Consider the following 26,936-nt stretch of genomic DNA (forward strand, 5'->3'; position numbering starts at 1 on the left):
GCAAACGACTCGATATCCTCTGGGCCATTCAACCATTGCCCGCCACTACTTTGCGATACCCGGAACGTATCTCACGGCGCTCAGAAAGTGACGGTCGCTGTGACGGTATCCTGGTAGTCGCCCACCGTGTAGTTCGTGCTCGGCACCTGACCATAAATCACATGCGTTTGGACCGCGCCGGTGCCTGTGCTCTGCAAGGTATTGGTATCGATTGTATTGCCCCAGACGTCCGAACGGGCTGAGTCCTGATACAACTGATACGGCACATAATCGGATTGGTTGTCAGGCGTGGTGCTGATTCCCTGCATGCGTCGCGTGTTCACATCATCAGGCGTGCTGGCATGCTGGCCGGCATCCAGACCAAGATCATAGTCTGCCCCATTCGTGCAGGTGACAGTCAGATTGGTCTGACCCGCAACGTTTGTCTGAAACGAATCGTGCGATCCAAATGCCAGTGTAGAAACCCCATTATCACCAGTGCTGATATTACATGACGGCTCGATTGAGATTGTCACGTCAAATTGCGTGGTATCTGTTGCCGCATGGGCCTGCATTGGACTGACGGCTACAATCAGGCCAGCAAAAAGGATTGCTACTTTTGCTCTCATTATTATCCCCCGTACACGAAACAAGTAATGAATTCTTCCGAATATTGCGTTTGCAATATGAAGTCATAGTACGTTCAAATAATAAAATAAGCAAATATGATATTAATTGTAACATTGGGATCGTATTGGATAAAAACAACAGAACAGAAAGGCCTATCGAAATCCCGCAAATGGAACGTTAAGATTTTTTCCGTTCATGGTGATCTCAAAATGCCCGCCTGCTGCAAACACCTTTGCGTTTTTAGATATAGTCCATTGCCTACTACTGTTCGCCAAAGCATAGCCGAACAGGCCTTTATTGATCATGACAGACCGACCGTTTTTGCTGACGAATTTCACAGCGCTGAGTTTTGCACGCGTGGGGCCTGAATTGGTGACGGCCAAAAGCACGTCTCCGCCAACCCCGCGCCTGAGCTCCCACGCCAGCGATGGGGTCGCTGTAGCAACACTGCCTTGAATAAATACGGGAATGGAATAACGCAAGGCGAATGTCAATCCCTTGGTGGTTGCGCGTTCGAGCGGCAGTTCATCAACCACAATACGATAAGCGCGCTCACCAGTTGCCGGCTTCTGACCTACCCGCACCAGGCGGACAAACTGTTTCTGGCCGCTGGGAATTTTAACCAGTGGCGGGCTGGCGACGAACTCTGGTGTGGGGTTCAGTACGTCGGTCTCGTTTTGTTGAAGCCATTCGAATACCCGGACCTGTACATCCATGGGCTGGCTAGATGTGTTGGTCAGCCATAGGCCGTCTGATTTCTGTGTTTGCTGGATGTTCAGGACGATGGGGGTGACCTGGAGGCCAGCTGCGTGAGCACCCGCTCCAGTCATCAATGTCAATAGGATGTAAAGCCATGTGCGACACAACAGCTGCATAAACAAACCCCATGATTACTAATTATTAACCCGTCCAAGGCCATTCTATCATCGTCAATCTCACTGACGAGGCTTGTTTTCATTTAAACTTTGCCACAGTTATTCAACGATGGTGCTTCTGCCATATGCATCGTCATATCTGACTATATCATCCTCTGAGAGGATTTCCCCTGCCTGCACCTCAATCACTTCTAGGAAATCGTCGCCGATGTTCTCCAAACGATGCCGGGTCCCTAGAGGAATATAAATGCTTTCATTCGCCACTAGCCGTTGTTCCGTATTGCCCTTGATGACCTTAGCCGTACCCGCCACAACGACCCAGTGTTCCGAGCGGTGTATGTGCATTTGCATGCTTAAAGCGGCACCTGGATTGACACGCAGTTTCTTCACAATAAACTTTTCACCGCGGGTTATCAACTCAAAACTGCCCCAGGGCCGGTATGTCTTGCGGTTGGTCGTTGCCTCTTCGAATCCGCGTTGTCTGATATCGCCAACCACTTGCTTAAGTTCCTGGGCCCTACTCTGATCTGCTACCAAGAGAGCGTCTACGGTATTAACAACGATGATATTTTCAAGTCCAACAGCAACGACCAGCCTGCTATCAGAAATTGCCAAAGTATTCGTACAGTCTTTCGCCAGAACCGACTCCGATAGCACATTATTGTTCTTATCGGCGGGAAGAATGCAGCGTAACGCATCCCAGGACCCTATATCGCACCACCCCGCTGCGATTTCAAAAACAACTGCGTTATCCGTTTTCTCCATCACGGCCACATCAATTGATATCGATGGACTGGACAAAAATGCCTTTTTTTCAAGTCGAACAAAGTCCAGATCCCGCGACGAACACTCAACCGCGCGGTCACAAGCCGACAGGACATCCGGCGCGTGCTGTTCCAATTGGCCCAGATATTGGCTAGCCTTGAACATAAATATTCCACAGTTCCATAAATAGTCACCGCTATTCACATATCGCTGGGCGAGTTCCAAAGAGGGCTTTTCTACGAAGTGCTCGATTTGCTTGAGCTCTGACGTACTCTTATATCGGATATACCCGAAACCCGTTTCGGGCCGCGTAGGCACCACACCAAATGTGACCAATTTTCCCGACTTGGCCACGTGGTAGGCACTATCAACAGCATCCAGGAAAACCTCCGGATCGCTAAAATCATGATCGGAAGGCAACACAAGCAACACCGGGTCCTCCGCGATCGTTCTCGCATATATCGCGGCGGACGCAATAGCGGCTGCCGTATTTCTAGCAGCGGGCTCCAGTAGCACCGCAGAGGGAGTCAATCCGATCTGACGTAGGTGTTCGGACACGATAAACCGATATTCTTCGTTTGTGATAACCAGTGGCCCCAACGGCGATAGCTGCCCAACGCGTAAACATGTTTTCTGGAGCAGAGAGAGCTCTCCTTCCAAGACAAGAAACTGCTTCGGATAAGCCTCGCGTGACAATGGCCATAGCCTGGTTCCTGAGCCACCGGCCAGGATAACGGGTATTATCGTTCTCATTATCGGTTATTGTTAAAAGTCCACGAAAAATACTGACCTGGCTGTGTCTCGCATCTTTACTTTCCAGAAGATGTTTCAGACATTGATTCTGTCTGCTGAACTGACCGCCTGGCATATTCATACGCTTTGAGGTAGATCGCACTTATCTCGTTCAGGTATCGATCTCGTTCAATGTCCGTCATGGTCTTACCCTCAGCAATATGCGGAATACAGAATATTTTCTCGCGCTCAATACCATAGTCGGCCCATTGCGTTTCCGAGTCAGCTGAAATTACGATGGCATGCGATTCTTTCATGCACCGATACTCCTGTTCCAGATGCCTGGAGGAAAAGGTACCTGTGGTTGCTCCTCTTTCATTCACCTGAGCGTCCGGCGCTACGGTTCGGTCATACACCAACGGTAGCCGGAACGCTTTCGACAGCGCCAGCCCCATCAACGCAAAATTATATGCACCGTGGCTTTGATGTGCGTGAATAATCGTGGGAGCTTCTACTTGCAGAATTTTCTTTGCAACAATACCTGAGAAATTCAATAATGTAGTGGGCAAAACCGTCGCTTCTTCTTCAGAAGATAAACACGCAATTTCATATCGTTTGATGATCTGACATGTTGATGATATCCACACTGTATTTTGATCGTTCTCTGATGCACTTGTACCAGGGCTGATCACAAAAGGTAAAGCAACCTCGGATTTCTTTTGAGAAGAAAGAACCGACACCAGAAAATGCTCCACACCGGGATTATCTTGAACGTTTTCTATGTACGCAAGATGTGCGACTTTTGGCGTTGTCTCCGCTTGAGCTCCTGTCACACCCGACGCACTAACCTTCCCTGTGCCTGGTAACCAATGGGGATCAAGCAGGCGCGCAGTCGCCAGAGCGGCTCTGGCCTGACGCAAGACATCAGGCGCGTGGAAGCGATTTAGAATTTGGTTCGCTGTGCTGATAATTTTTTCAGAGTAGTCTTGATTAATAAAGTACTCTAAAGCTGCTCCGTATATAACAGCATTCCCGGGGAATTTGTCCAGAAGTTTAGAAAAGGAGTGATGGCGAAGATCTGATGATAAATTGGCCCTATTTATTAATAACCCCAACGATTCGACGGACAAATGAGCCTCAACCAATGTTTCGAAAGGCCATAAATTCTGCGAGACCAGAATACTCGACTCTATGTCGTCCGCTCGCGTCAAGATGCGCATTTTATCCGCGTTAAGCGGCGGAATCAGTTGCACACAGGCCTTACCTCTTGAATACCCTTCGTATTCACTACTTCCCATCGCAGGATTTATGCGCAAAGTCGTCCGATTATGATTCTCCACGGATCCAACAATTGCTTGAGCCGTTGTTGGCTGTACAGCGAGCGCCTCGCCGTCCTCAGTCGCAAATGAAACGAATACGTCAGCGCCCAAATTTTTTTCTGCCGCGCGTATCAATATATCGGAAGAGAAAACAGCACGCCAAAACGGCAATATCTCAAACTCGCCCGTATTAACGCCTTTCGGTTCAAGCGTAAACGTTTTGTTTGTTTTTCCAATTTTCCGATAGTCACGGCATTCAATTTCACTCCCAATCTGCAATTGCGATGAATTCTTCCAGGGATGGAGCGACAGTCTCATCGTATCGGATCCTGGGGGAACATGGATAAGTTCGTCCTCCCATAGAACTGGATCGCTAGGTGAAATTGATCGAATATAAATATAATTCCCGAAGCGAGGGGAGACATTTGCGCCCAGAACGTCTGCGGAAATCACCGCACCATTCCCATCGATGAATTGTATTTGGCAAACTAGCGCCCTTTCGTTCGCTAATAAGGCATCGATCACTTTTACCTTGATTTTGAGAATGTCTCCCGGCGTCACCTCTACCAACTTATCGCGGATGCTGGTCGTTTGCGACTTTTCCTGTTCGTTCAGTTTTTGCCCTGCAACCATCTATCATTCCTTGTCTACGTTTTTTTCTGGAAATAATCTTTCGGCGATTGTCTTGAAAAATTGAATCGAAATCCGCTCAGGGCTATACGTCTCCTGGATGCTGGAGAACACTTCTTCCTGTACTTTATGGGTCAACGCCCTTTCCATTGCGTTCAATAGACCATTCGGGTCCTCGCTGTCGTAAAGCAAGGTCGGGTCCTGCTGAAACACCTCACCGACACCGCCCATATCAGGGGCGATGAGCGGCTTGCCGAACGTCGCGGCCAACAAGGCGACTCCCGAATTTAGTGTCTTAATGTAGGGCGCTACCATCACATCTGCTGCGTTCGCAAAGCTTTGTATGTCGCGCTCGGGTACAGAGCTTTGGATCAGACGTATGGCAGGCAGCGGCGCAATGGCCTCCAATATTTCCGTAACATAAGCTTTATCAGTGGGCATCCCTGCGATTACCAGCCGAAAAAGTCGTTCAGAGTGCATTGACTGCAGACGCCTAAATGCTTCGACAAGCTCCAAAACACCTTTATATCTTTGTAAGGCGCCAAATTGCACAAACGTAAACGTGTTTGCCTCAATATCAAGCTCCAGACGCGCATTTTGTCCATCTCTGACGTTGGCATACCATCCCTCATACGTCGGATGAGGAATATAAAAAACTTTGGATTCTGGAAGTTCAAAATACTGGCGCGAATCCTCGATTGAAGATTTTGATAGAGTATGGATGCAGTCTGCCTGATCAATTACCACCTTGCGCAACGCGATTTCGGCCTCGACCAATACAGAGTTATGAGGCAGCACGTTGTGCATGGTCCAGACAATTCTGAACCCACGCTCGCGCCAGCGGCATAATTTTGTTTTAAATTCGTCAATCCGAATGTTGGCGTCATCCAAGGATTTTGCGTCGGCCAAAACAGATGCAAGCCAATGCAAATGAATGACTCCGCGTCCGTTCCATCGGACAGGTGCCAATTCATCGAAGCCTACGGCGGGAAGAATAGCAAAATCAGCCGATGACGCCCGACAATAGAGCAACCTTTGGAACGGATTTATTTGCGCCAAGGGAGCAAAATTCAAAACGTAGGGCAACTCATCACTGTATTCCGCCTGATCTATGACCGATCTGCAAAACAATTCTGCTGGTGATAATGAACCGTTGATCAACTCTTGAGTTCTCATCACTTAATACCAAATGATTCTACAAAATCTACCATGCTACGATCCTTTTGATTTGGATTTTTGTGGCATTTCAGTAATATTTGAATACTGAATCAAGAAAATATTACATTCTAAGCTTATTGCTTATTACTCGCAGCACTTTTTGGTACTTTTTTGTCAAAATCAGTTGTAATTTTCATCAAAAGGCAACATTTGCAGTGAATTGGGCTAAGGTGGACACCAAATTCGGTCAAATTTGCCCCTGAGAATGTCTGCGACAGCAGATCATTTCCCAAGTGACATACCCGTTTCTTTAAGGGTTAGCTCAGCATAAGTACGTTCGACTTGGTTACGCTGTTTGGTCAATTCCGTCGATAGCTCACGCGTTACACCGCGGTTCTCCATACGTTTTTGCAGGAGCGCCTTAAATTCTTTAGCACTTTCATCTCTTTGCTGGTTGAAAAGTGCTCGAAGCTGGGCGACATAATTGCCATGTTGAACGGATAGTGCTTCAAGTTCTTTCTGATGTGCACTATGTGCAGCAAGCAAATCTGATCTTGCGGCCTCCACTTTCTTCTGTGCAGCATCAAGCTCTAAACTATAACGGTCCAATTGAGCTTGCAGTTGTGAAATCTGATCGGTCAATTCCGCGCTCTCTGCAACTGATCGCTGCACTTGGTTCAACGTTTTTGCATATTTGCCTTCTATGAGTCGATTTGTATGCGTGGCGGCACTTAACTCTTCCTGGACTACCTTCAGCTTTGCACTTTCGACACTCAACGCTTCATTGTCATTTTTCAGCCGTTCGTGCTCGTCTTTTAACTGCTTAACTTCGAGCACTATCTTTTCTAATGCCTCATCCCGAGCATTAAGATTTTCGGATAATAAGCGATGTCGTTCCGCCAGTTCAGCATTTTCCTTTACCCGTTGTTCGATTTCATTTTTTTGACTTTCGCTTCGGACAGCTAACGAATCAAGGGCGTTTCGTTGTTCGGCTGCTTCTGACACCTGAGCTCGCAGATGCCCACATTCTGCGCGCAAGGTTTTGAGTTCTGTGTCCTTTTGACTGGAAATGAACATTATTTCAGCCGTTTTTCTGTTGTGTTCTTGCTGAATCTCGTCCAACAGTCCTGCAAGTCTATTATTCTCGGCTATCAAACGCTCGCGCTCGGATATCCACACGCTGAAGCCTGGAACACCGGCACTGACGCCTGAGTCCTTAGTGGACTTTGCATTTGTAATATCAACGTCATTCGATGCGGCCTTGTCAGTTGAATTATTCACGGCTAAATGCTCTTAAAAAATGCGATCCATATTGACGATATACAGAACTGGTAGTTCAAAAATTTCATGACCTTGCTCTTACCTCCGAATATTACTTAAATTGGTGACATTTAGGTACAACTTCCGCAGTAACGAACAAAATCTTGGAATCTCACTGGCATCGAGACTCTCACTCCTAGTTTTTAACGACGCACTTTCACACGCGAGCAGTTCAATGGCGGGATCGAGTCATGGAATTCACTTAACTCGGTCTTGGTGCGCCGTTCCATATAAAGACTTACATTTTTCCAGCTTGCCCGCCAACACTCCCAATGCTAGCCCGGATTTTGTCGTTTACCCCCGAATAATACTTATCTTCATAATGGTAAGCGCTCAAACCCCAACGATGTCCCTCCCACGCATTCACGTCAGCCAAATCGAATACTTCCAAATTAGCAATTTTCTGTTCCAATATATCGTATAAGGGTTGCAAAATATCGTTGATTCGATTTATATAATGGATATTTTTAAAAGACTGTACGTTATTTTCCTTATCCACATATTTTTTCAAAAAAAGCGACCTGTTGAGAAAGACCTTTTTATATACGGTCAAGTCTTCAACGAATCTCGGAACGATCTGCTCAAATAGTTGCAAATGTTCTGTGCGGTCAATCTGCCTGGCATCAGATAGTTCAACTTTCGCTTGCTTAAACTCAAGGCTATTTGTGACAAACCCATTCTCGTATTGCAGAATTGGAAGTCTCTCAACGAGCAGGTCCATCACAAAATAATCTGCTTTGGGTGCGTCCGACTTGAAATAATCATGCATTCGTTTAGTGAAGTCGCCTAAGACTGTATTCTTCCTAAAACCGGTGATAACATCTATTGATACATTTTGTAATGATTCAATTTTGGCAGTATATTGACTGACTAGTGATGTTCGTGCGAAGTATTCATTAACTTCGCCCGGGGAATTTGGATAGTTGAATAAATCTCGGGACGTGCAGCCCCCGAACACATCAAATAACACCGCTTTCTCCATAATTGCTTTTCCACTAATTAAATTTTGCTGCGTGAGTTTTATGGAAACTGCTGTTAGTACAAAATCCCTTTTGCAACAGAACCAAAGCCAAGAAAGCAGCTAAACCGTGCAAGCAATCTGGCTTCGAAATGAAATACCTACTCGCGCCTGGATTTGGTATTTCGTTTGGCATTTAGAACAGGACTATGAATTCCTCGCTGTCTCCACATAATATTTCAATCATTATAAATTGGAATTCTGTCATAAGAAACCAATCGTTCTCATCTACCCACAGCCGAGCGGATCTTTAACTGCACAAAACAACACCTTCACCATGGTTGTCATACTAATTGCCAGATAAAATCACCAGATAATGCGATAATCTCTCATTTACTGAGGTAGAGTGGTGGTTTATCTCCACGACCAATCCGCTCCGATTTTTCCCGTTTAAAATCTTTAAAAACTGTGCTGGCATGATGCGGCGACTATCTGCGAAAAATGCAGGCTATTTCAACTAGAAGGCAACTCTGATGACATTTGACAAATTACTTGAAGAAAGGAGCGAAATCGAGGCGTTAAAACTTGCGAATATTCCGAGTTTGAAATATCTCGCAGCATTGCGAGGATTTGTCACAAAATTAGACGACATGCAAAAAGAAGAGCCTCTAGCTCATCAGGAGCTTTTTTCGCTTTATACAGACGCGCTGCTCGAACTCAAAGAATATGCAAAATGCCAAGTGTTATTAGAGGGCGCAATCACCCAGAATCCCGAGGATCCTACTATATTGGCTTTGGTGGTGAAATATTTAAGTCAGACTGAAGATACCACGGTCGCGCGTCAGACTTGCGTGGCCATCGGCCAACATGCAGGCGAACTCAAGCTGCAGCCTAATGAGTTAATCGGCTACATCAATATTTTAAAGAAAATAGATATCGGAAAGAGCATTAATTTTCTCGAAACTTACCTCGAAGCCACGAAATCCACGAATATTAAAGCCAAATTTCTGTTGGCAGTTCTATTTGCTGAGAAGGGAGATTTCCAGAAGTGCCGAAGCGTTTTAAAACAGGTGGCTCCAAGGATTGGGATTCCCAGAGATATCTCTACGCTTCTATTTACGCTGAAAGATCATCTGGTTTTCGATGATCTCCTCCGCGCTATTCTATTGTTCGAAAACAAGAGTTTTTTTAGAGAGCTCCTGATTCTGCTTTGTATCAAGAAACATCAGGCTAAAGACATTGATTATGCTCTTTCCCTTTATAAATTCATCTCGGAACAGAAAAGTCTCGAAATAGATTGCAGACTTTTAGGTGCTCAATTAAATCTAGTTAAAGATTTTGACTTTAACTTAGGTCAAGCACTAGCTCGAACGATAAGAGAAAACTATACAGTGAAACAAATCAGGTCCGTTCCATTTATAGATTTAAATCTGATATTTAATGACGATCAGATCCATTCTGCAAGAAGTAATTCGTTTTTCAATTTTTTAAGCATGGAAAGAGATTGGATTTTTTTACATGAGCAATGGGGATCATTTGATCGGATCAATGTTAAAGATCTGATTGATGACAAATTCAATACTTTTCTTTTAGCAGATATATGGGGTATTAAAAGACCAGAAATCTACGAGTATGGTAAATGCTATACCGACCTTAAATTACGCGATTCCGTCGTGCTTAAACCAGTAGCGGGTGCTGTATCTAAAGGTATTTTTATCATATACAACCAGAACCGAATCCATGACTTGTATGGGAAAAAGTGGTTAGACTCGATAGACCAATTGAATGCGAGAATAAACGACTACCTTACAATGGGCGTAGTACGCCGCGATCAATGGTTTCTGGAAGAACTCATATCCAACGATAGCATCGCAACGCGCAAGGCCAGAGATATTAAATTCTATTGTTTCTACGGTAAATGTCTTCTTGCACTTGAGTCCCAAAGAGACGACAGAGTCTTGCGTTGCTGGTACGATCGTTCAGGAAAAATCGTCGACACGGGGAAATATTCAAACAGTGCATTTGTAGGAAAGGGAATTGACCGCTCGCATTTCGAGTTGGCTGAGTCAATTAGCCGAAAATTGCCAATGCCTTTTATCCGTGTAGATTTTTTACAGGCTAATGATCAGATATACTTGGGAGAGCTCACACCCATCCCGAGTGATAGTGAGACACTAAGCTCGTATTGTGACAGCCTAATGGGAAGTGCATTGAGCTTTGCAAATATCGATTTAAGAGAAGATTTGCTATTCAATCGCGAAAAATTTCAGGATTTTTTTCGGCTAGCCAACTATATACGAAATTAAGCTGTATTAGCGCAAAATTTGCGCTAATACATGCTCTCAGCTAGATGTTTTTTTAAATGCATTCTCTGCAATCGCTACAAGCTGTCTAGCCATTTCCTTTGTCTCTGGAACATGACCAGCTGGATCACTATAAAGCCATGCAGTGTGCTGACCCGAATGACTTAAACCGTTTGTCACTTCACCGCCGAGTGCATTCCATAGTGGCATGAAGTGCTTACTAAAATGGTGTCGATCCAGCTTATTCTGCACTATGATCATGCTCGATTCCCTAATTGCTTTCCATTTAAGAGACATATCCACCCGATCTCCAAAAGAAGAACGGATTTCCCTTTCCGGCATGTCGTCAAAACATGCCTTCCGGATCAGTGCTACCTCCTTACGCATCGAATAAGCTAAGATATCTGTCTGAGCGTTAATCGCGATAGCAACCGATCCTTTGATGTCCGACGCTAGGGCTAAGGAGGCAAAACCGCCGGCCGAAGAACCATAAATAACAATTTTCGGAATGCTTTTTCTTTTGGCAAAATTGGTGATAAGTTCAGCCAAATCCGATATAGCACTACTGGACTTATGTCCCAAAAACCAGCCAAGCTGTAATTTATTATGCAGCTCTAAGGTTGGATCCGCTATACAAAGCACGTGTCCAGGAAATATACCTTCCCTAGCCCAAGTCCAACGATTGAATGCGGGCAGCACTCTATTCGCTCGATCGATCGCAGCTGGCATCATCACATAGAGTGTATCATTGCTGCTCGGATAGTATAGTGCAGGAAAATACCACTGCTTTCCTTTAAGCATGTAGGCCACGTGTTGATCTTCGAAATCGTCCGAGCTATGACAATCTAATTCGTACGGTTTAAAATGCACGGGTGAAGACTTGACGGTTTTGATCTCCGAACCCGGCTTTCTAAGAAAACCGAGAACTCGGTAGTATCCTGGAACGCCTTGTGTATCGAATTCGAAAATACTATTAGCAGAATAGCGAGATCTGAATATTCGAGTACCGTTGCGAAAAATATAATACGCAAACTCGGCATCACCTAGATCCAGGCTATCCGATTTAAGTTCACATCTCAATGCATTATCAATGACATTTATTAATACCACTGTTGATTTTTTCTTTCTCATATCACAAAAAAATAAAAACGAAACTTGACCAATTATGACTAGGAGTATATCCGTTTGGCCCCAGATTTAATCGTAGATTGTTTAACAAATTACAACATAACAGTATGAGCTCATTGCGGGTCAAATTAAGCACGTGTATTGACTCGCACTTTTTTGAATATTCGGATCCCATCGTCTGCCACAAAACCTACTACATATAAAAAATCTGACTCTCCTGTGTCTTCGAAAGTAGCAGTATTATCAGCGTTGTAACTACGAATTTTCTTCCGCTTTCCTTCTTTCAAAAAATAGAAAGCAAATGTCGGACTAATAAATACGCCTGGCCTTATGTCGATTTGAGCTACAATCGTGCGACCTTCTTGTCGAGCACTTATTTCAAAATCGTCTGTACTAGGGAACAATCCGCCCTGTTGGCTGCTCCTTGAGTTAGAACTTGCAACCTTACCATTATTGTCGGGCGAATTGACCAGAAAACTATTAAAAATGCTAGCATCAATCGCATTCTTCTCTGGATCCATTAAATATTTGAGACACGCATTGATAGTATTTTTGTTAGGAGCTATATGCCCCCGCCCAAAATTTCCAACTCGAACCGAAATATTTCCATGGTTACGATCGATCAATTCCTCGGAATCATCGTATACTTTGAGATTGCGTAAAAAAGGCAACGCATGGGATTTTACATGCCAATCACTGTTATTTTGGACAAATAACAGATTAACATTTTCCGGAATCCGATAATTTGATTGCAAATCATGACGCACTCCGGTCTCTTCTAAAAACCCACGTAGATCTTCGCGGGTTACAGCTGCTTTAGTATCAATTCTCGCAAATTTCTTGGCAAACCCATGTTTCAAATAGTGCAATACAAACTTAGGCATATATCGAGCGATGGAAGTTTGAGGGTTCCAAACGAGACAATCGGCTTGGGAGGTCAGATACGGTAGCACAGATAAAGCACCGAAACCACCCGCAGATCCGCCAAAAAGTAGAAGACGTGCTTTGTAATAATGTGCCAGCTTATCTAGCCACCTCCCTATAATTTCTGAGGCGTTGACCACATCTTCATTACCGGCATACCAAGAAATTATTAATTCTTCGCACTTAGAAATAGTCGGATCCGCCACTGCCAGCAAGGGAAGTTTCAATCGCTTTGCAACTTTGATACCAGAAAAAAACGGACCCGGCTTCCCATTTCGCATCGTTAGTGCGCCTGTGAAGCCAACCAGCAGCACTCTTTCTTCGGCTTGCTTAATTTGGCGAAGTAAACCGTAGTCTTGCAGATATATATCTATAGTCGTGCCCGTTCCCGTACAAACTCTATGGATACCATCCTGATCCCAGGTGCTGCCTGCCTCTTCATTTTCTTGATGATTAATGATTGGTGCGCCCCACCGAGACAAATCATACGATTCACTGTTAGCTATAGAGTTCTGTATTTGAGGCAAAGGTATTGTCAAAGTCCATGTCCTGAATAATGATGTTACATCAGGTGCACTTTATTGAAGCGGCGATCAATAAGGCCCTGCTTTTTTCGTGAAAATTTAAAATCCGTATATCCGGTTTCATTACTCTTGGGAACCGAAGGGATACTCGAACAATCCGTTGACATCTCGCATCCAGCGTCCCCTTCATAAAATCTCCAACTGATTGTATTGGCTGATTTCGAATACTTTCTCATGCTCTAGCATAATTGATCGAACGACCGCATTTCTCGGCCCGGTATAACTCTCCCGCACAACTCCGTCGACAGTCACATCGGGGCCGATTAATTTGGCTTCCACAACCTTGGAATCGTCTAGGTTTTTCACATACCCCACAAGACTTCGCAAATTGCAGAGCTGCTGAAACCATTTTCTAAACCCAACTCCCTGAACCTTTCCGAATATCTTAACTTTATAACAAACGATCCGAGGTTGATTTTCTCCCAGAATCTCTCTAAACAGTGTCGCTCCAACATCCCTTGGATGGCCAGTACCTGGGAAGAGTTGCAATCCGAGTTCGGGATTCGTATTCACTTCAATAATCGACCACTTTTGGTCATGTGGGGAACGACCTATGGAGTCGGCCATTACGTCCAAACCCACGTGGAACGAGTTAAGTATTGCCTTTCTGGCTTTTACTGCGACGTTAATCCACTCAGGGTGAATCTCGTCGGTGCGATCAATACTTTCTCCCCCAGACCCAATATTCACCGCGTTTAGCAACTGGACATGTTCACCTTGGACGGGAACATATGTCAAAGACTTATTTTGCTTCTTGAGAAAATGAACCATCACATCGTTTTCCTCGAAATGCTTAATACGGTAAAAGGGGTTATTGATTCTTTGGGTGGCTTTAATACTAATTAATTCTTTAATTGTGTGCACGCCGTCTCCTTCGACATAAGCAGCAACCCTCTGAGTGACAGCACAAACTTTTTCCCCTATGACGATGATCCGGTAATCGTTTCCTGTCACGTTTTCCTCCACAAGTACAACCTTAGTACCCAAATCCTCGCAAATTTGCCATGCATTTTCGAAGTCCCCTTTCGTTGTAATATCGGTAGTGACGCCTACTCCGCCAGACCCGTCCAAAGGCTTTACGACAACGGACCCCTGAAAGCTCTTAGCCTTCTTCCAGGCTTCATCCTTTTGAGAAATATCCATTCTGAACCCTTTCGGCGTATTGATGCCGGCTCGGTCAAGCAGTTGCTTTGTCAAATATTTATTATTACTAGCATCTCTGGCAAGCGAAATGGTCTTGGACGACATTCCAGCTATAAAGCGAACGCTCCGACCCGTTGCACAATTTGTAAATTTAATGAGTTCTTTATCTAAAACTTCAATACGTAGTCCCAAGCGATAGGCTGCTTCCTTCAATATCGCAACCTGTGTAGCTGATCTCAAGTAGGTGTTTTCAAAGACGGCAGATTTGCTTAATACACTCTTTTTGATTTCTACCGGAACTCTCGTTTTAAATTCGTGTAACAGGCTTTTAATTTGGTCAGCCATCGTGACGCAGGAAAAAATTTCTCTCAAATCGGCAGTATTAAATTTTACATTCCGTATGACAAAAGAGTGATGATTGGGGCCCGCAAGGAAATCATTGCTATAACATGTTAGCTCTATATAAACACCATCTATAAAAATTTTATCTACCTCCTGCACAAGCAACGCATAGCGCTCTGCTAACAGTTTTGTAAGGTCGATGAACATGGCGCCTTTCCCAACATCAGAGCTCCGCTTCAGCCTGATTATTTCGTTTTCTTCTGGAACCCTGCTTTGATCTATTGCGTTACTAATATTGGTGATTTTTCTTTTTTCATAAAATACATTTTTTGCTCTAGCCTTGTTCTGACGCTCAACAAGTGCCTCAATGTCGGCATTTCCATCTCCGATAACAAAAGCGGGCACCACCCCATAAGCCGCAACAAGTTTCCCTCTCAAGATATACAGTTTAAATGGGTCTCCTGAAAACGAATTCTCTACGCAGAGTAACCTATGCCGTTTTGCCAAAAGATCCCAGGAGCGGGAAAACTCATCAGCGTCATTAATTTGATGAACCGCTTGTATAGCAGATGGATCATTGGGGCTTAGTGTCACGGCACCCAAATTGACGATTTCATGAAAATAATCAACCGCATTTTTTTTGTCGTCATTCTTGAATACTTTATTTTTTGACAATTTGAACGCACTTTCATTGAAGACGTCCTGCAGATAATTCCGATTTTTCGACGTAAGCCGGATAACCGAATAGGCAGAAGGTATGGAATTTTTTTCCTTTATTATTGCGCCGTCCAGCAGCCAGATGTCCTCTGTATACTTGTGCAATTGAATAGAGGAATCTTGCTCGAGCAAATCGTCTATCGACTTGAACTCCTGCTCAAAAGTCGGCGGCGCAAAATTTTTAATATAAAGCAGTTCGTTTTCTATATTACTTGCAAATAATTTCATCAGTGCCACTCCCGCAATTCCCGGACATTAATTTACTGGCTGTTGAGCCCGACAAACAAAAAATATCATTGGCATATGACACTCTGCGGTGGTCGGGCAAATTCAAATTTACAATCTGGAGCCTATCTATCTCATAAATATCCTGGAATAAGTAATTTCGTACCCACGAGTGTCGACCCTAACATTTCCATAAACGCGATAGGAACCAATCTCGTCAATTATTTAGCGGATCGCAACCGCTCATCCGCGTTCACATTATTAGTAAACAACGCTAACTCTTTTCCGACGGTCACGGAATAACCACTTTGTTGATGAACTCGTGCCGCTGCTGCTTCCGACAGAGCCATAAACAACTCGGGATTATTGTAGATTTCCTCAATGGCATCAGCCAGCCCAATATGATCTTCGGGCGCTACAACTCTTCCACACTCATTGTCGACAAACTCCGAAATCGCTCCGACTTTTGTCGTAATTGGAACCAAGCCAGAAGACATTGCTTCATCTCTTGACACTCCCTGGGTATCCATCCGAGAGGGAGTTAGAAATATGCCATATTGCTTATGGTAATCCGCTATCTCAGAATGGGTTAGAAATGCTCTCTTCAGAGTAACGTTTTCAAATTGTTTAAGCGGTCGGGTAATTTCATCAAAAAGAACTCCGTCACCAACCAGACAAAACTCCAACTGAGAAAAGCAACTTCTTGTGGAAAGTTCGAGAATCGCCTTGACTGTTAAATCGTTCGCATAGGTCGTACTAGCATATGGTCGAATTGAAAGAATTTTCCGCCTGAATTCGACGTCCTTTTTATGGTACGAAAAGACCTTTTCATTAATATAGTTATGAACAATCTCATGGTTTAATGCGTTGAGATCGATACCATAATCCTGAGAAACTTCTCGCGCAAATGTGCGCGACACGAACACGAACTTGAGGTTGTTGTTCTGTGTTGCAAGCACTTCATCCCAGAAGGCGACTCTAGTGGAACTTTGATTTTTAGCCTCATCCAATTGCGCCGGTGTTGAGTGCAAGTATTTACGACGCCACCACGGCTGAATTTCTGCCCCATGGACCCACACTGTCACTTGCAAGTAATCCAAATGCTTGTTCAACACGCTCCACATTTTCTTGTCAAGAAAATGCACCAACACAGATCGATACTGACGGCTAGCCAGCGCTTTATCCAACGCTTCTAAAGAGCCAGTAATAACATCAATACCGTCGAATTCATGATATGAAATTGATTCGTCGACCCTAAGACGGAATACGTCTATGGGCACGCCCCTCTCTTTATAAGCCTTGACTCTGCTATGCACAAACCCGTTTTTATATAGATCTGAATAGGTCGGATAATGATTTGTCAAAACCAAATGTTGGGCGCTCGAAAAAACACTCCCGGGATTAAGCTGCTTATGGCCGATGATTAATCTTTCTATTTGGCAACTACCGGACGCGTAGAATCTCATTCCGTATCGAATGAATCGTGTTTCGCCCGGGATATTGAGAACGACATTCTTGTTCGCATACTTGATTTCGTGGCTGATTTTTTCTTTCTTTTGATTAAGATAGACAATGACTATCTGTACATTAAGTCCTGGAGTCGATTCAAGGTGAAATTTAGTTGTCTTATCAAGGCCACTTTCTTCGAGTGTTAACTCACGTTTTGCATAGCAATACTCATGTTTGCCATCAGGCAACGTAGAGGTTACAAGCCACACCGAACCATCGACGTCAAACTGTAGATGATCGCTGGGTCGAGCAAATAATTCCAAGAACTCACTACCGGGAACGGTACCGCCTTCAGCCATAATATCGCTGACACTCGGTTCCATCTCGTCCGCAGCGGAAGTGAGCGACGACAACGACCACCCAGGGTGAAGATCCTTGAGATCACATACTTCTTTTAAAACATCACCCGATAACCTGGCACCCTTGTAGACGTAATTAAACTCATCGAGTGCAATGCCCGATTCTGCCTGAAAATACAAATTGGGCAAGAGGTCATTTAGTTGGCCGTTAGCCATCGAAACTAAATAGTGCGCCCTGAATATGGAACTTCTTGCAGCAAACCGATCATGCGGCGTGTAAGCCTTTTCGCGCTCATGAAGTTCCAGAGAGTCGCCCACGGCTTCATAGTGAGCCACCTTTCCAATAATATCGGCATTGGAATACCTTGTACCAAGCATCAAATCCAGAAGATAATTCTCGCCATAGTAGTCTTCAACCGAAAAAAATGTCTGCCAGGCATATAACTGCCCAGCACTTTCCATTTCATCGCAAAACTCCGCAGTGCTCATACAGCGAATATTCTGTTCTTCGCTGGAAGCGTACGAGGGTATATCATGGACAATTTTGAGCGTTTTCTTCGAATATGATTGTCGATTGAATGTTTCCTTGATGGCTAATATATCCTCTACGGTATGCGCCAAGGAAATAACCGAAACCACTGGATCCAACGTTTTCACCGGTTGCGCGAACGCTTTGCTTTTAATGTATTCGAAACGGTGTTCATAAGTATGCTGAGTCAGCACTTTGCGAAGACCCAATAATCGAAACCGTCGCGACGTTGCGTCATCCCGGTCGATGACTTGCAGCTTTTGAACTGCCTGCTGACCGCTATCAGTAGTTACAACCAGGTCGCCGAACATTAGTCTCACTCCGCGAGAGTAATTGCTCACGGTAATCGTGTTGGAGGCCAACAATTCGTACACGCGCCGCGCAAACATCGTTTGCGAATGCTTAATCGAGTTTAAATTGATCGCGTATTTGTATCCCTTATATGCACGGTCTATTTCTGAAAATGATAGTGTACCGACGATATACTTTTTGTAATCCTCAGGAAACATGTAATCTGGATTATCCTTGCCAAAATTCCGATCATAAATTTCAAAATCGGCGTGGGCAGGAAGCTCCGAGACAAATGTTTCCAAATCTCGCGTCCGCTCCGGATAACGCACATAGTATGCACCCGCAAAACAAAAGGCGTTTTTGCGCACATACTTCTCAATCGGATTGTGCACAGCAGGCTGACATGCAAACGGCAGAAAATGCACGTTGTTATGCCCAAGAGATGCCTTATAGCGCGAAATGCAATCAATGTCTGTCGTAAAAACGTGATCAATCAATTTAGCGACATTCAAGAAAGTCTCAAAATGGACCGGGTCTTCCTTATTCCAGAATATAGTTGGAATCTTCCGTTCCTTGCACCACGAAATTATTTCAACGACTTCGACTGCCCTATGCGCAACGCGGTTACCCCACTCCTCGTCCTTACCTCTCCAAGCTGACTCAATGAAAAGCAATTCTGGCTGGAAGTTCTCAAGTTCCTCTTTATATCCTGCTAGAGAAAGCTGCATTAAGTCACACTCTTCTTTATAAGAATGAAAAGTGAAATCGTCCATAATAGTAGCCACCCTGAGTTTCTTGACAGAAACGTTAGAGGACGGTTCGTCATGACGCAGCTTGTTGAACACGGTGAGCTTTTGCGTGAATTGCCGTAAGCTCTGGTATTTTTCTTTTAGCTCTATTAGTTTGGCGCTCTCATGATGCACATCGGGCACCAATTCGATCCGCTCTGCAGAAAGTTTTTCAATGTTTGTTTTATATTCGCTAATGGTATTTAACTGATTTTGATAGGCGTTTAGTGGCGCCAAGGCTTCTTGACGTTGATTCACGAGATTACGAACAAAAATCAAATTTTCTTCCCGTTCACGTACAAAAATTTCTTTGGCATTGCGAAGGGATTTCTTGTATTGCTCTTCCAGCCTAGCTATGATCATTTGGTCATTTTCTCGCCTGTCTTCTAAGTCACGAATAATTCGATTTTTGTCGCTCAACTCGTCCACTGCTGTAGCCAATCGGCGTCGAGCTTCTGCTACTTCGTAAGCAAACTGCTTATTTTTTGATTGCACGTTTAAAAGCTCATCATTTGTCTTTTCCAATGATTCAAGCAGATCTTCATTCGTTGAAGCAACCTGCCCTTCAGGAGATTGGTTCCAGAGAGCATAGGCTGCCCCGCTCTCACGCAATGTTTCAAGTTCCTTGCTAATACTTTGACGTTCTTCGCTAAGTTCACGGTATGCACTTTTTAATTTTTTTAATTTACCTTTGGTATTACGTCGAGAATTCTTTAAATTTTCGAGAATCTGCAAACATGAATCTAACTCGCTCCGCAACACGCTATTAGCCTGAGTGACTTCCCTGTACTTCTCCTGACAATCATTCAGCTGTTTAATCAGTTTGGCATTGCCACGTGAGATATAGAGATTCTCCACCCGCTTTAAGCGCAATTCCAGCTCCTGCTCACTGATGCTTTCCTGGTTTAAAAATAAGTGCGTCGGGGTCGCATTGAAAGTTTCCACGTACTCGTAACCGAACTCTGCGAGAAATTCCGCGACTTCACGGAAACGATCAAGCGAAATACATTCGATGTAGAGCATTGGCTTATAGTGCTCAATACAATTCCGCCCTCCCCTGAGAACCTCTAACTCCATTCCTTCCACATCGATTTTTATTGCGTCAATCCTATTGATTCCTTCCACCGAATCCAAACAGCGGACTTGTATGTTACCTTCACCCACTTTTAAGGCTTGAGCACCTATATTTTCTGGAAGCACTTTGTCAAATCGCGCTGTAGCTTCTCCTTCACCCAAGGCGTAACCATGGACTGTCACTAATTCTTCCAATCCTGCGTGATTTACTGTCATCTGCATTGCATCCGCCAACTCTGCATTGGCTTCGAAAGCAACTACGTGACAGCTAACGACATTGGCCAGGTAGAAAGTGTGGTTACCAACATTCGCGCCAACATCGATGACCATACTCTCGCGCGACACGCGACGACGCATGTCCTCAAGCATAGACAACTCATAAGGTTTGCCTGATTCGGCTATGGTTTTTTGAATATAGTCATGACGTGGGGAAGTAAGATAAATATCATATGTGTTCGTGCCCGCAGTAACTGTTGCTAAAACAGGTGTATTTAAACCCTCAGTCATATTATTTCGCCGAAAATATCTAATTTACAATCATGATATTTTAACTGGCTTCTATTTCGTTTATGATACGGCCAAGGCTAAAGAAAAATTTCGTATTATTTCAATTAGATAACTAATAACAGGAAAATGAGCGAGATATATCATAAAAATCAATCGCTCCAGTGTGTCGATTTATCTGCCGGCGTTACCGTTAAATTCAAAAAACACAAAAAGTTACTATTAGCACTAAAACATTGCCCGACTCAACTTTGTTATTAATAGCCACGTTTTTTACGGCAATTTGCGTTTATGACTTGGACAACACTGCTTTTCGCTTAATTAACTTGTCGTGACCGTTTAACAAGAAGCCCATCACCTCCAGCTCCTCGCCACTACTAACCAATCTGAACTTAACGATCCGCCTTTCTGAGTAATGGCTAACAATCTTTCGCTGACCATTTACTAAGAGATAGAATGCAAATTTAGCATTTTTAGCGACATTATTGTTTGTCACAATCCTAGCTGTTATGACCCCTTTTTCGTATGTCGCGTCCAATTCAAAGTCATCCATCCCGATGCGCCTATCGCTCTGTTGGCCTTCGCGCCCCAATGCTTCCAACACTTGCTCCATTAATGCCGAGTAATATTCGGGTACATAGTGAAATGGACTTTTTCCCCATCGATGCTGGGCGTCGCTGATAAACATTTCTTTAGAGAATACAAAAAACTGCTCTTCTGACAAATCTTGCGACATTCGTGTGTACATTTTTTCAAGAAGCTCGTTGGCGTTTTCAATATCCGCATTAGAGTAAGAGGGTAAAAAAACCTCACTACTCTCAGAAGAGCGAGCGTGTGACAAACGACGATCAAAACGTATAAATCTCCTTAAAGCAATACCCAATCCCTCAAAAGCATTTTTTTCTTCTTGCATATCGCCTGCAGGTTGGCTAACGAACTGCGTTGCCCATTTCACTCGATTGATCTTCAGCACATGAAGTAATTTTCTTTTTTTTAGAATCTCAACCAGCTGCACCCATCCTTTCTCCCAGAGCGCATAATGTACGCTCGAACCGCTACGTATAATGCGGTAACACTCAGGGATATCTATTTTTGCCGAGAGAAATTCTGTGGACAGCGTGCAGATTTCACTTCGTTGTTGATTTATTAATAAATTAAACCGCTCATCGATCGGGTCATAGATTAAAAGATCAATAGGCTTCGTTGTGAGGAACTTGCGAAATGTTTTTTTCGTATCTCGTTCTACCATCGCGCGCTGAAATTTCGACTTCATACCGCCAAGATCAATCGGAAAACTCGGCTTATCAGCGAACACACTTGCTAATGACGTGCGGGCAAAATAATAGCCCGGCCGAAGAAGCTCTTTGTGAAGCTCAAATCCATCCCGAGTTACACAACTTCCTAGAATTGCAATTTTCATGATCAGTGTCTTAGGACGGGCGCGTTAGCATAAGCTATCCATGCTTTTCGGGAATGTATGTGAGAGCTAGCATCAGTCAATACGTTTGATTTCTTTTTTCTCCGTAAATGTATCCCCATTTTCATTTTTTACGAATGCCACAATTTCTATTTTTGCCCGTCCGTCTGGGAACATAAATTCAAAGGTAGGTGAATGCTCGTGCCAGCGAACATCGATTTGCTTACGATCGGCCAGCAGATAGAACGCAAAGCTATAGTGCTCCCCAGGATCCGGATTTTTTATATTTGTGACGGCACGATATAAACCTGTGTCTGCATCCTTACTAAGCTCAATTTCCAATTCGAGCTTGGCTTTAGGTAGTTCCGAAACAATCTCAGGAACCACTGTGGGCGAACGTCCCGGTGCTAAAACCTCCACGCTCGATATATTTTTTCTTCCGCGCTTTATGGTTATGCCTACAAGTAAACATACATAGGCGGAAAACAGAATAATGAGTGCGACAATATAAGTACTATTCATAAATATTCGATAGTAATGGAATTTTGTTGTGCACCTTCTTGCAAACCGCACGCTGAATCAAATTTGTGCATTTTTTGGTGCCGGAGGGGTTACGAAATAATCGCCTACTATCCATGAGTTATGGACCATAAGCCAACAAAGAGCATTATTGTATATCTTTTGAGCTAAAACTGTATGCTCAGTAGCCTAGTGTAATTTGCGCTTGCGCGCCGAAAATATTGATAACCCAATTTTACTACGAGTTTCAACTCTGTTAAATTACTTCACAAACTGCGAAATATGGACAACCGTCTGCTCATTCCGAAGGCGGATAGATCAGGTATAATTCAGGACGCATTCCCGCCTCTCGGTGGAAGAAAGGATTCAATTGGAAGAACGCGCCACCTGTAGCTACGATTTGACTCAATTCAACGCACCGATATATGCTTTTGAGAATCTGCAAGCAATTGAAGTGCCACTAAAAGACGGTATATATCATAGTACGGAACCGCTTAGCTTAGACGTTTACACCTCCCTGTTCGAAGAAGCTCATACCATCGGAACCATCATCGTCTGCTTTAATGCTGCAGTCGACCAGAGATCTTCGAAGTGCGGGCCTTTTTTTTCAGGTCGGAACCTGGCTGAAAGTCTGAAACTACCTCTAATCTCAGTTGCTGATCCATTGGTTTCGTCAACCAATTTGTCAATTGCCTGGTACGGTGGGAGCGAAAACCACCTTAATTTTCAACAACAGATAGCGTCTTTCCTCGACCGTGTAGCGGAACACTATAAAGCCAGATTGATAATATTTGGTGGATCAGGAGGAGGGTTTGCATCTCTAGCCATCTCACACTTCTTAAAATCCGAAGCTACCCTCGTAGTATTTAATCCCCAAACCTCAATTTCTAAATATTCCTATGAGTTTGCCCACGACTATGTGACTACCGCTTTCCCCTCCCATTTTAGCGTCCTAGCCAGCCAAGAGCCTGAATCCGTAGCGAGCAAGGCAGCAAAGCTCCATGAAACACTTCAACAAACCAATATTGTGCATGATGTGACGGAAATTAATTTCCCAGATAATATCAAACTTCTTTATTTACAGAATAAAACAGATTGGCATGTAGATGGCCATGCTATTCCATTCATCCGCGATAAAAAATGGTCATTATTAGGCCAAAATTCGTTAATTTTCAAAGACCTTGGAATGTATTTTGGGAGTTGGGGAAAGGGGCACATAGCTCCAAATGCTGACATTATCGCCACAGTATTACGTAAAGCCGCCGAGTTACGGTCAATTCGAGCCATATTGACTGATCTGGAGAACGGACTAAATGGATTAAACCCCAATGCCGGCTCAATTACATTTCTAAATTCTACGCAATATAAATTAGCACCGTACTTTCATATCGGAGAAAAACTGGTTCTTGCAGGATGTTCCGTTAAAAGAAAAGGAATACCGTTCCAAGACAGGGAATTATCATTTGCATTTTATTTGATGGATGGGCCAAAACGAATTAGCACGCGTTACTACTCTAAAGATCCCTATTGCGAATTTGAGCTCCCTGGAACTCATCAGAATATCTCCACTCGCTGCTTTGTTCGAGACAAGTTTGGGCAAGTTCTTTCCACATATGGGATTGAAGTTAGCCACGATCAATTTGTCAACTCACAAAAATTGATAGCTGCGAACAAGAACCCAAAGCCAGCCCCAAAAAATAAAAAGCCTTTGAAGCAGTTTTTAAAATTTATACACAAGATGTTCTTCAGAAGGTAAGTTGAGTTTTTGTGTTCCGAAACAAGCCTGTGACGCCGGCATCCTCTATGAACGGCCTGCTACGCGCAAGATGGTTTTACCGGACGCACACCGTCCTTGACGATATTCGCGCTCTGTAATAGGCCGAATGTGGTCGGGCTTACAGCGCTACACTCCAGGGCAACAGTCCCTCGATTTGAATAACTGGATGATCCGCGATCACGGTCAAGACATGATGCAGAAACGGCTCAAGGGTGATTTGATTCAACTTGGTTGCGCCCAGCTGACTGTACATCGGGGCCGCACGTTCGCCCCTCACGTTTAATGACCCAGTAAAAGATAACGGCCACTAACGCGACCGACCGTGCCAATATGTCTTCCCCGGACTCTTACAATGTTGGGCTGGTTCACGATCCACGTTCCGCTCATTCAGCAATTATTAAATAAAAAATCAGCTGATTGTCATATAAATTTCAGGAAAAATTAGCCTATAATTCAACAAAATGTAGGTTTTCATTCAAACTCCGCTGACATTACGGTGAATTTGTTTTTGAAACGGTATTCTCTCCTCTGAATAGAATCGTTCTGGGTAAGTGGCACAGCACAAAAAATATGCAAAATCCAGCAGGAAAACCTCCTTATGTTGCTACCCTAAAACATGAAATGAGGCTTCACGGAGATCAGCTGATATTGACAGCCGAAACCGCGCGAGCACACACCCATGCGTTTTTTATGTCCAGCATCGGAAAATTGAACAGAAAAGTCCACAGTAGGCCCATACGTTTTCAAATAATGGCGTAATAAGTTTATGATTTTCTTAGAATTTTCGGCATTTGAGTCGAATCTCGATTTAAATATTGAGTCCATGGCGTATGGTCTTTCGTAAGTCTAAGCATCATGCGCATAAACGGCAAAAACTCGATATCGTCCTATGAATATTCTGTTGGCAACGATTCTGTCGATTTGACAGTAAAGGCTCACAATACAGAAGGCGTAACTTACGCTGCCTATTTACTTTTCGCTGATGGAACTGTGATAGAAAAAAAATGGTATAAAGCAAACGGTCATTTTATTTTTACCAATATATTACCCGGTGATTATAAATTTCGAATTTATGTACTGCGAGAGGACAAAAAGGTATCATTTCTTAGCACTGGCTTTACTGTAGCTCAGAGCTCAAAAGAATTAGATGATATTTTGGCCGGAATCAACGTTTCAGAAAATTTGCGTAAGCTCTTATCCAAACCTATTAGTTTTTTCCATTTCGCATTTCGTAAAATGCGCTCTGCTATCTTCTATAGTAAAGTGCGCTCCGCTATCCATGGTTCAATACAGATAAATGAAATAACGAGAAGAGAAGTTTGCCTCGAGGCACTAACTCTATGTCGAGCAGGCGGCCTATTATCTCATCAGTTTAAATTCCTTATGGACTGCATCACATATGTCAGTGATATCGGTTTTCTTGAACAAAACCGAGTGGAATTACTAACGCTTATCGCAAATAATCAGTTTATTCATCCTCGTGATAGTATATTTTGGGAAGGGACGATTGAATATAAGGTAGGTAATTACTTTTCTGCGCAAATAGCTTTTCAAAGTCTGCTTCCATTGAGAAATAGCCTCGAGCATCATCAAACAGGTAGTATCTCTTATTTTTACCGATGGGATCCAGAGACGGAATATCATGAACCAAAGAATATCAACATTGTAAAAATGGGCACGGGAGATTCTGCTGGTGTTGTGCTGATGTCATGCGACTATGGCTACTTCATGTCTTATTTTGAAAAAACTATTTCTAAGTTGCTTGCAAATGAAATTATCGTGCATATTCACTTGATTCTCCCCGCTAATGTAGATGTCGAGACTTTAAGCGGTTTAAATCACGAGCGTATCGGGGTGAGCTACGAGTATGAAAGCGAGGATCTAAATCGTAATAAAAAAACTTACTATAGCGTTGCGAGATATTTAGTCTGTTCGTCCATCATCAAGGGATATGGTAAACCGGTGCTCATATCTGATATTGATATCGATTTTCAGACGAATATTACCTCGCTTTTTTCAAAAATTGAACCAAACGAAATCGCGTTAATTTTTAGCCGTCATAATTTGCCCTGGTTAAGAATTATGGCTGGTTTCAATTTATTCGGTGCCGAGACTGCAGATAGTGAATTTTTAACATATATATCGAGATTCCTTCGTTATTGTGTTAATACAGGACGAGATGGTTGGACGTTAGATCAAACGGCCTTGGATTTGAGCTACCGTGCTACGCGTGATGTTGTTAGTATTAAAAACTTGAACTCATTGAAAAAATTTTCTGTACGCCAATATAGCAGTAGAGCAGCTTATAGAAAAAAAGCTCGTCACGCAATCGACACAATAAAAACTGCCGATGCAGATTAATCAAGATTAGCTCATCAGGAAGTGGTGGCCACCGACCGTAGCGCCTGAACGCGGGGCCTGAAGCCAACGGCTCGTTTCTGGACCTGCCAGCCTCTGGGCTGGAAGATGTGCTGTACGGTATTTCTATTAACGTTCA

Annotated in this window: 16 protein-coding genes; 3 read left to right on the plus strand and 13 right to left on the minus strand. The window is 43.6% G+C overall.

Annotated elements, in window-relative coordinates:
* Window positions 1-80 precede the first annotated feature (80 nt).
* From W822_RS28185 to W822_RS28210, 7 genes are all read right to left on the minus strand, one after another.
* Window positions 81-608 carry a Csu type fimbrial protein gene (locus W822_RS28185; protein ID WP_024003895.1) on the minus strand — a complete coding sequence of 176 codons (528 nt, stop codon included), beginning with the start codon at window positions 606-608 and terminating at the stop codon, window positions 81-83.
* A gap of 153 nt (window positions 609-761) precedes the next feature.
* Window positions 762-1,484, minus strand: a complete 723-nt coding sequence (locus W822_RS28190; protein WP_024003896.1) for a fimbrial biogenesis chaperone — start codon at window positions 1,482-1,484, stop codon at window positions 762-764.
* Window positions 1,485-1,583: 99 nt separating this feature from the next.
* A complete protein-coding gene (locus W822_RS28195; RefSeq protein ID WP_024003897.1) occupies window positions 1,584-3,002 on the minus strand; it encodes a mannose-1-phosphate guanylyltransferase/mannose-6-phosphate isomerase in 1,419 nt (472 codons plus the stop codon).
* Window positions 3,003-3,058: 56 nt separating this feature from the next.
* A complete protein-coding gene (locus tag W822_RS28200; protein WP_024003898.1) occupies window positions 3,059-4,933 on the minus strand; it encodes a glycosyltransferase family 4 protein in 1,875 nt (624 codons plus the stop codon).
* A gap of 3 nt (window positions 4,934-4,936) precedes the next feature.
* Window positions 4,937-6,106 carry a glycosyltransferase family 4 protein gene (locus W822_RS0123200; RefSeq protein ID WP_081724282.1) on the minus strand — a complete coding sequence of 390 codons (1,170 nt, stop codon included), beginning with the start codon at window positions 6,104-6,106 and terminating at the stop codon, window positions 4,937-4,939.
* Between the two features lie 264 nt (window positions 6,107-6,370).
* The gene (locus W822_RS28205; RefSeq protein WP_024003900.1) at window positions 6,371-7,369 is read right to left on the minus strand and encodes a coiled-coil domain-containing protein; all 999 of its coding nucleotides are present in this window, start codon (window positions 7,367-7,369) and stop codon (window positions 6,371-6,373) included.
* A 277-nt stretch (window positions 7,370-7,646) separates the two neighbouring features.
* Complete coding sequence (locus W822_RS28210) at window positions 7,647-8,390, minus strand: DUF6270 domain-containing protein (protein WP_024003901.1); 744 nt, start codon at window positions 8,388-8,390, stop codon at window positions 7,647-7,649.
* Between the two features lie 509 nt (window positions 8,391-8,899).
* Here W822_RS28210 and W822_RS45785 point away from each other — a divergent pair.
* The gene (locus W822_RS45785; protein WP_024003902.1) at window positions 8,900-10,672 is read left to right on the plus strand and encodes an ATP-grasp fold amidoligase family protein; all 1,773 of its coding nucleotides are present in this window, start codon (window positions 8,900-8,902) and stop codon (window positions 10,670-10,672) included.
* A gap of 36 nt (window positions 10,673-10,708) precedes the next feature.
* Here the strand turns inward: W822_RS45785 and W822_RS28215 are convergent, their stop codons facing one another.
* The 6 genes from W822_RS28215 to W822_RS28240 form a co-directional block, all read right to left on the minus strand.
* Window positions 10,709-11,800: an alpha/beta hydrolase gene (locus W822_RS28215; protein ID WP_024003903.1), complete on the minus strand. Its 1,092-nt coding sequence runs from the start codon at window positions 11,798-11,800 to the stop codon at window positions 10,709-10,711.
* Window positions 11,801-11,925: 125 nt separating this feature from the next.
* On the minus strand, window positions 11,926-13,260 hold the full coding sequence (locus W822_RS28220) for a hypothetical protein (RefSeq protein WP_024003904.1): 1,335 nt from the start codon (window positions 13,258-13,260) through the stop codon (window positions 11,926-11,928).
* Between the two features lie 171 nt (window positions 13,261-13,431).
* Complete coding sequence (locus W822_RS28225) at window positions 13,432-15,735, minus strand: acylphosphatase (RefSeq protein WP_024003905.1); 2,304 nt, start codon at window positions 15,733-15,735, stop codon at window positions 13,432-13,434.
* A 218-nt stretch (window positions 15,736-15,953) separates the two neighbouring features.
* A complete protein-coding gene (locus tag W822_RS28230; protein ID WP_081724283.1) occupies window positions 15,954-20,729 on the minus strand; it encodes an FkbM family methyltransferase in 4,776 nt (1,591 codons plus the stop codon).
* A gap of 286 nt (window positions 20,730-21,015) precedes the next feature.
* Window positions 21,016-22,146, minus strand: a complete 1,131-nt coding sequence (locus W822_RS28235) for a DUF6270 domain-containing protein (protein WP_024003907.1) — start codon at window positions 22,144-22,146, stop codon at window positions 21,016-21,018.
* A 72-nt stretch (window positions 22,147-22,218) separates the two neighbouring features.
* Window positions 22,219-22,665, minus strand: a complete 447-nt coding sequence (locus tag W822_RS28240; protein ID WP_024003908.1) for a hypothetical protein — start codon at window positions 22,663-22,665, stop codon at window positions 22,219-22,221.
* Window positions 22,666-23,032: 367 nt separating this feature from the next.
* Here W822_RS28240 and W822_RS28245 point away from each other — a divergent pair, with 367 nt between their 5' ends.
* Complete coding sequence (locus W822_RS28245) at window positions 23,033-24,418, plus strand: hypothetical protein (protein WP_024003909.1); 1,386 nt, start codon at window positions 23,033-23,035, stop codon at window positions 24,416-24,418.
* A gap of 942 nt (window positions 24,419-25,360) precedes the next feature.
* Window positions 25,361-26,800, plus strand: a complete 1,440-nt coding sequence (locus W822_RS28250; protein WP_155848080.1) for a hypothetical protein — start codon at window positions 25,361-25,363, stop codon at window positions 26,798-26,800.
* Window positions 26,801-26,936 lie beyond the last annotated feature (136 nt).

The organism is Advenella kashmirensis W13003 (assembly GCF_000506985.1).
GTDB lineage: Bacteria > Pseudomonadota > Gammaproteobacteria > Burkholderiales > Burkholderiaceae_B > Advenella > Advenella kashmirensis_A.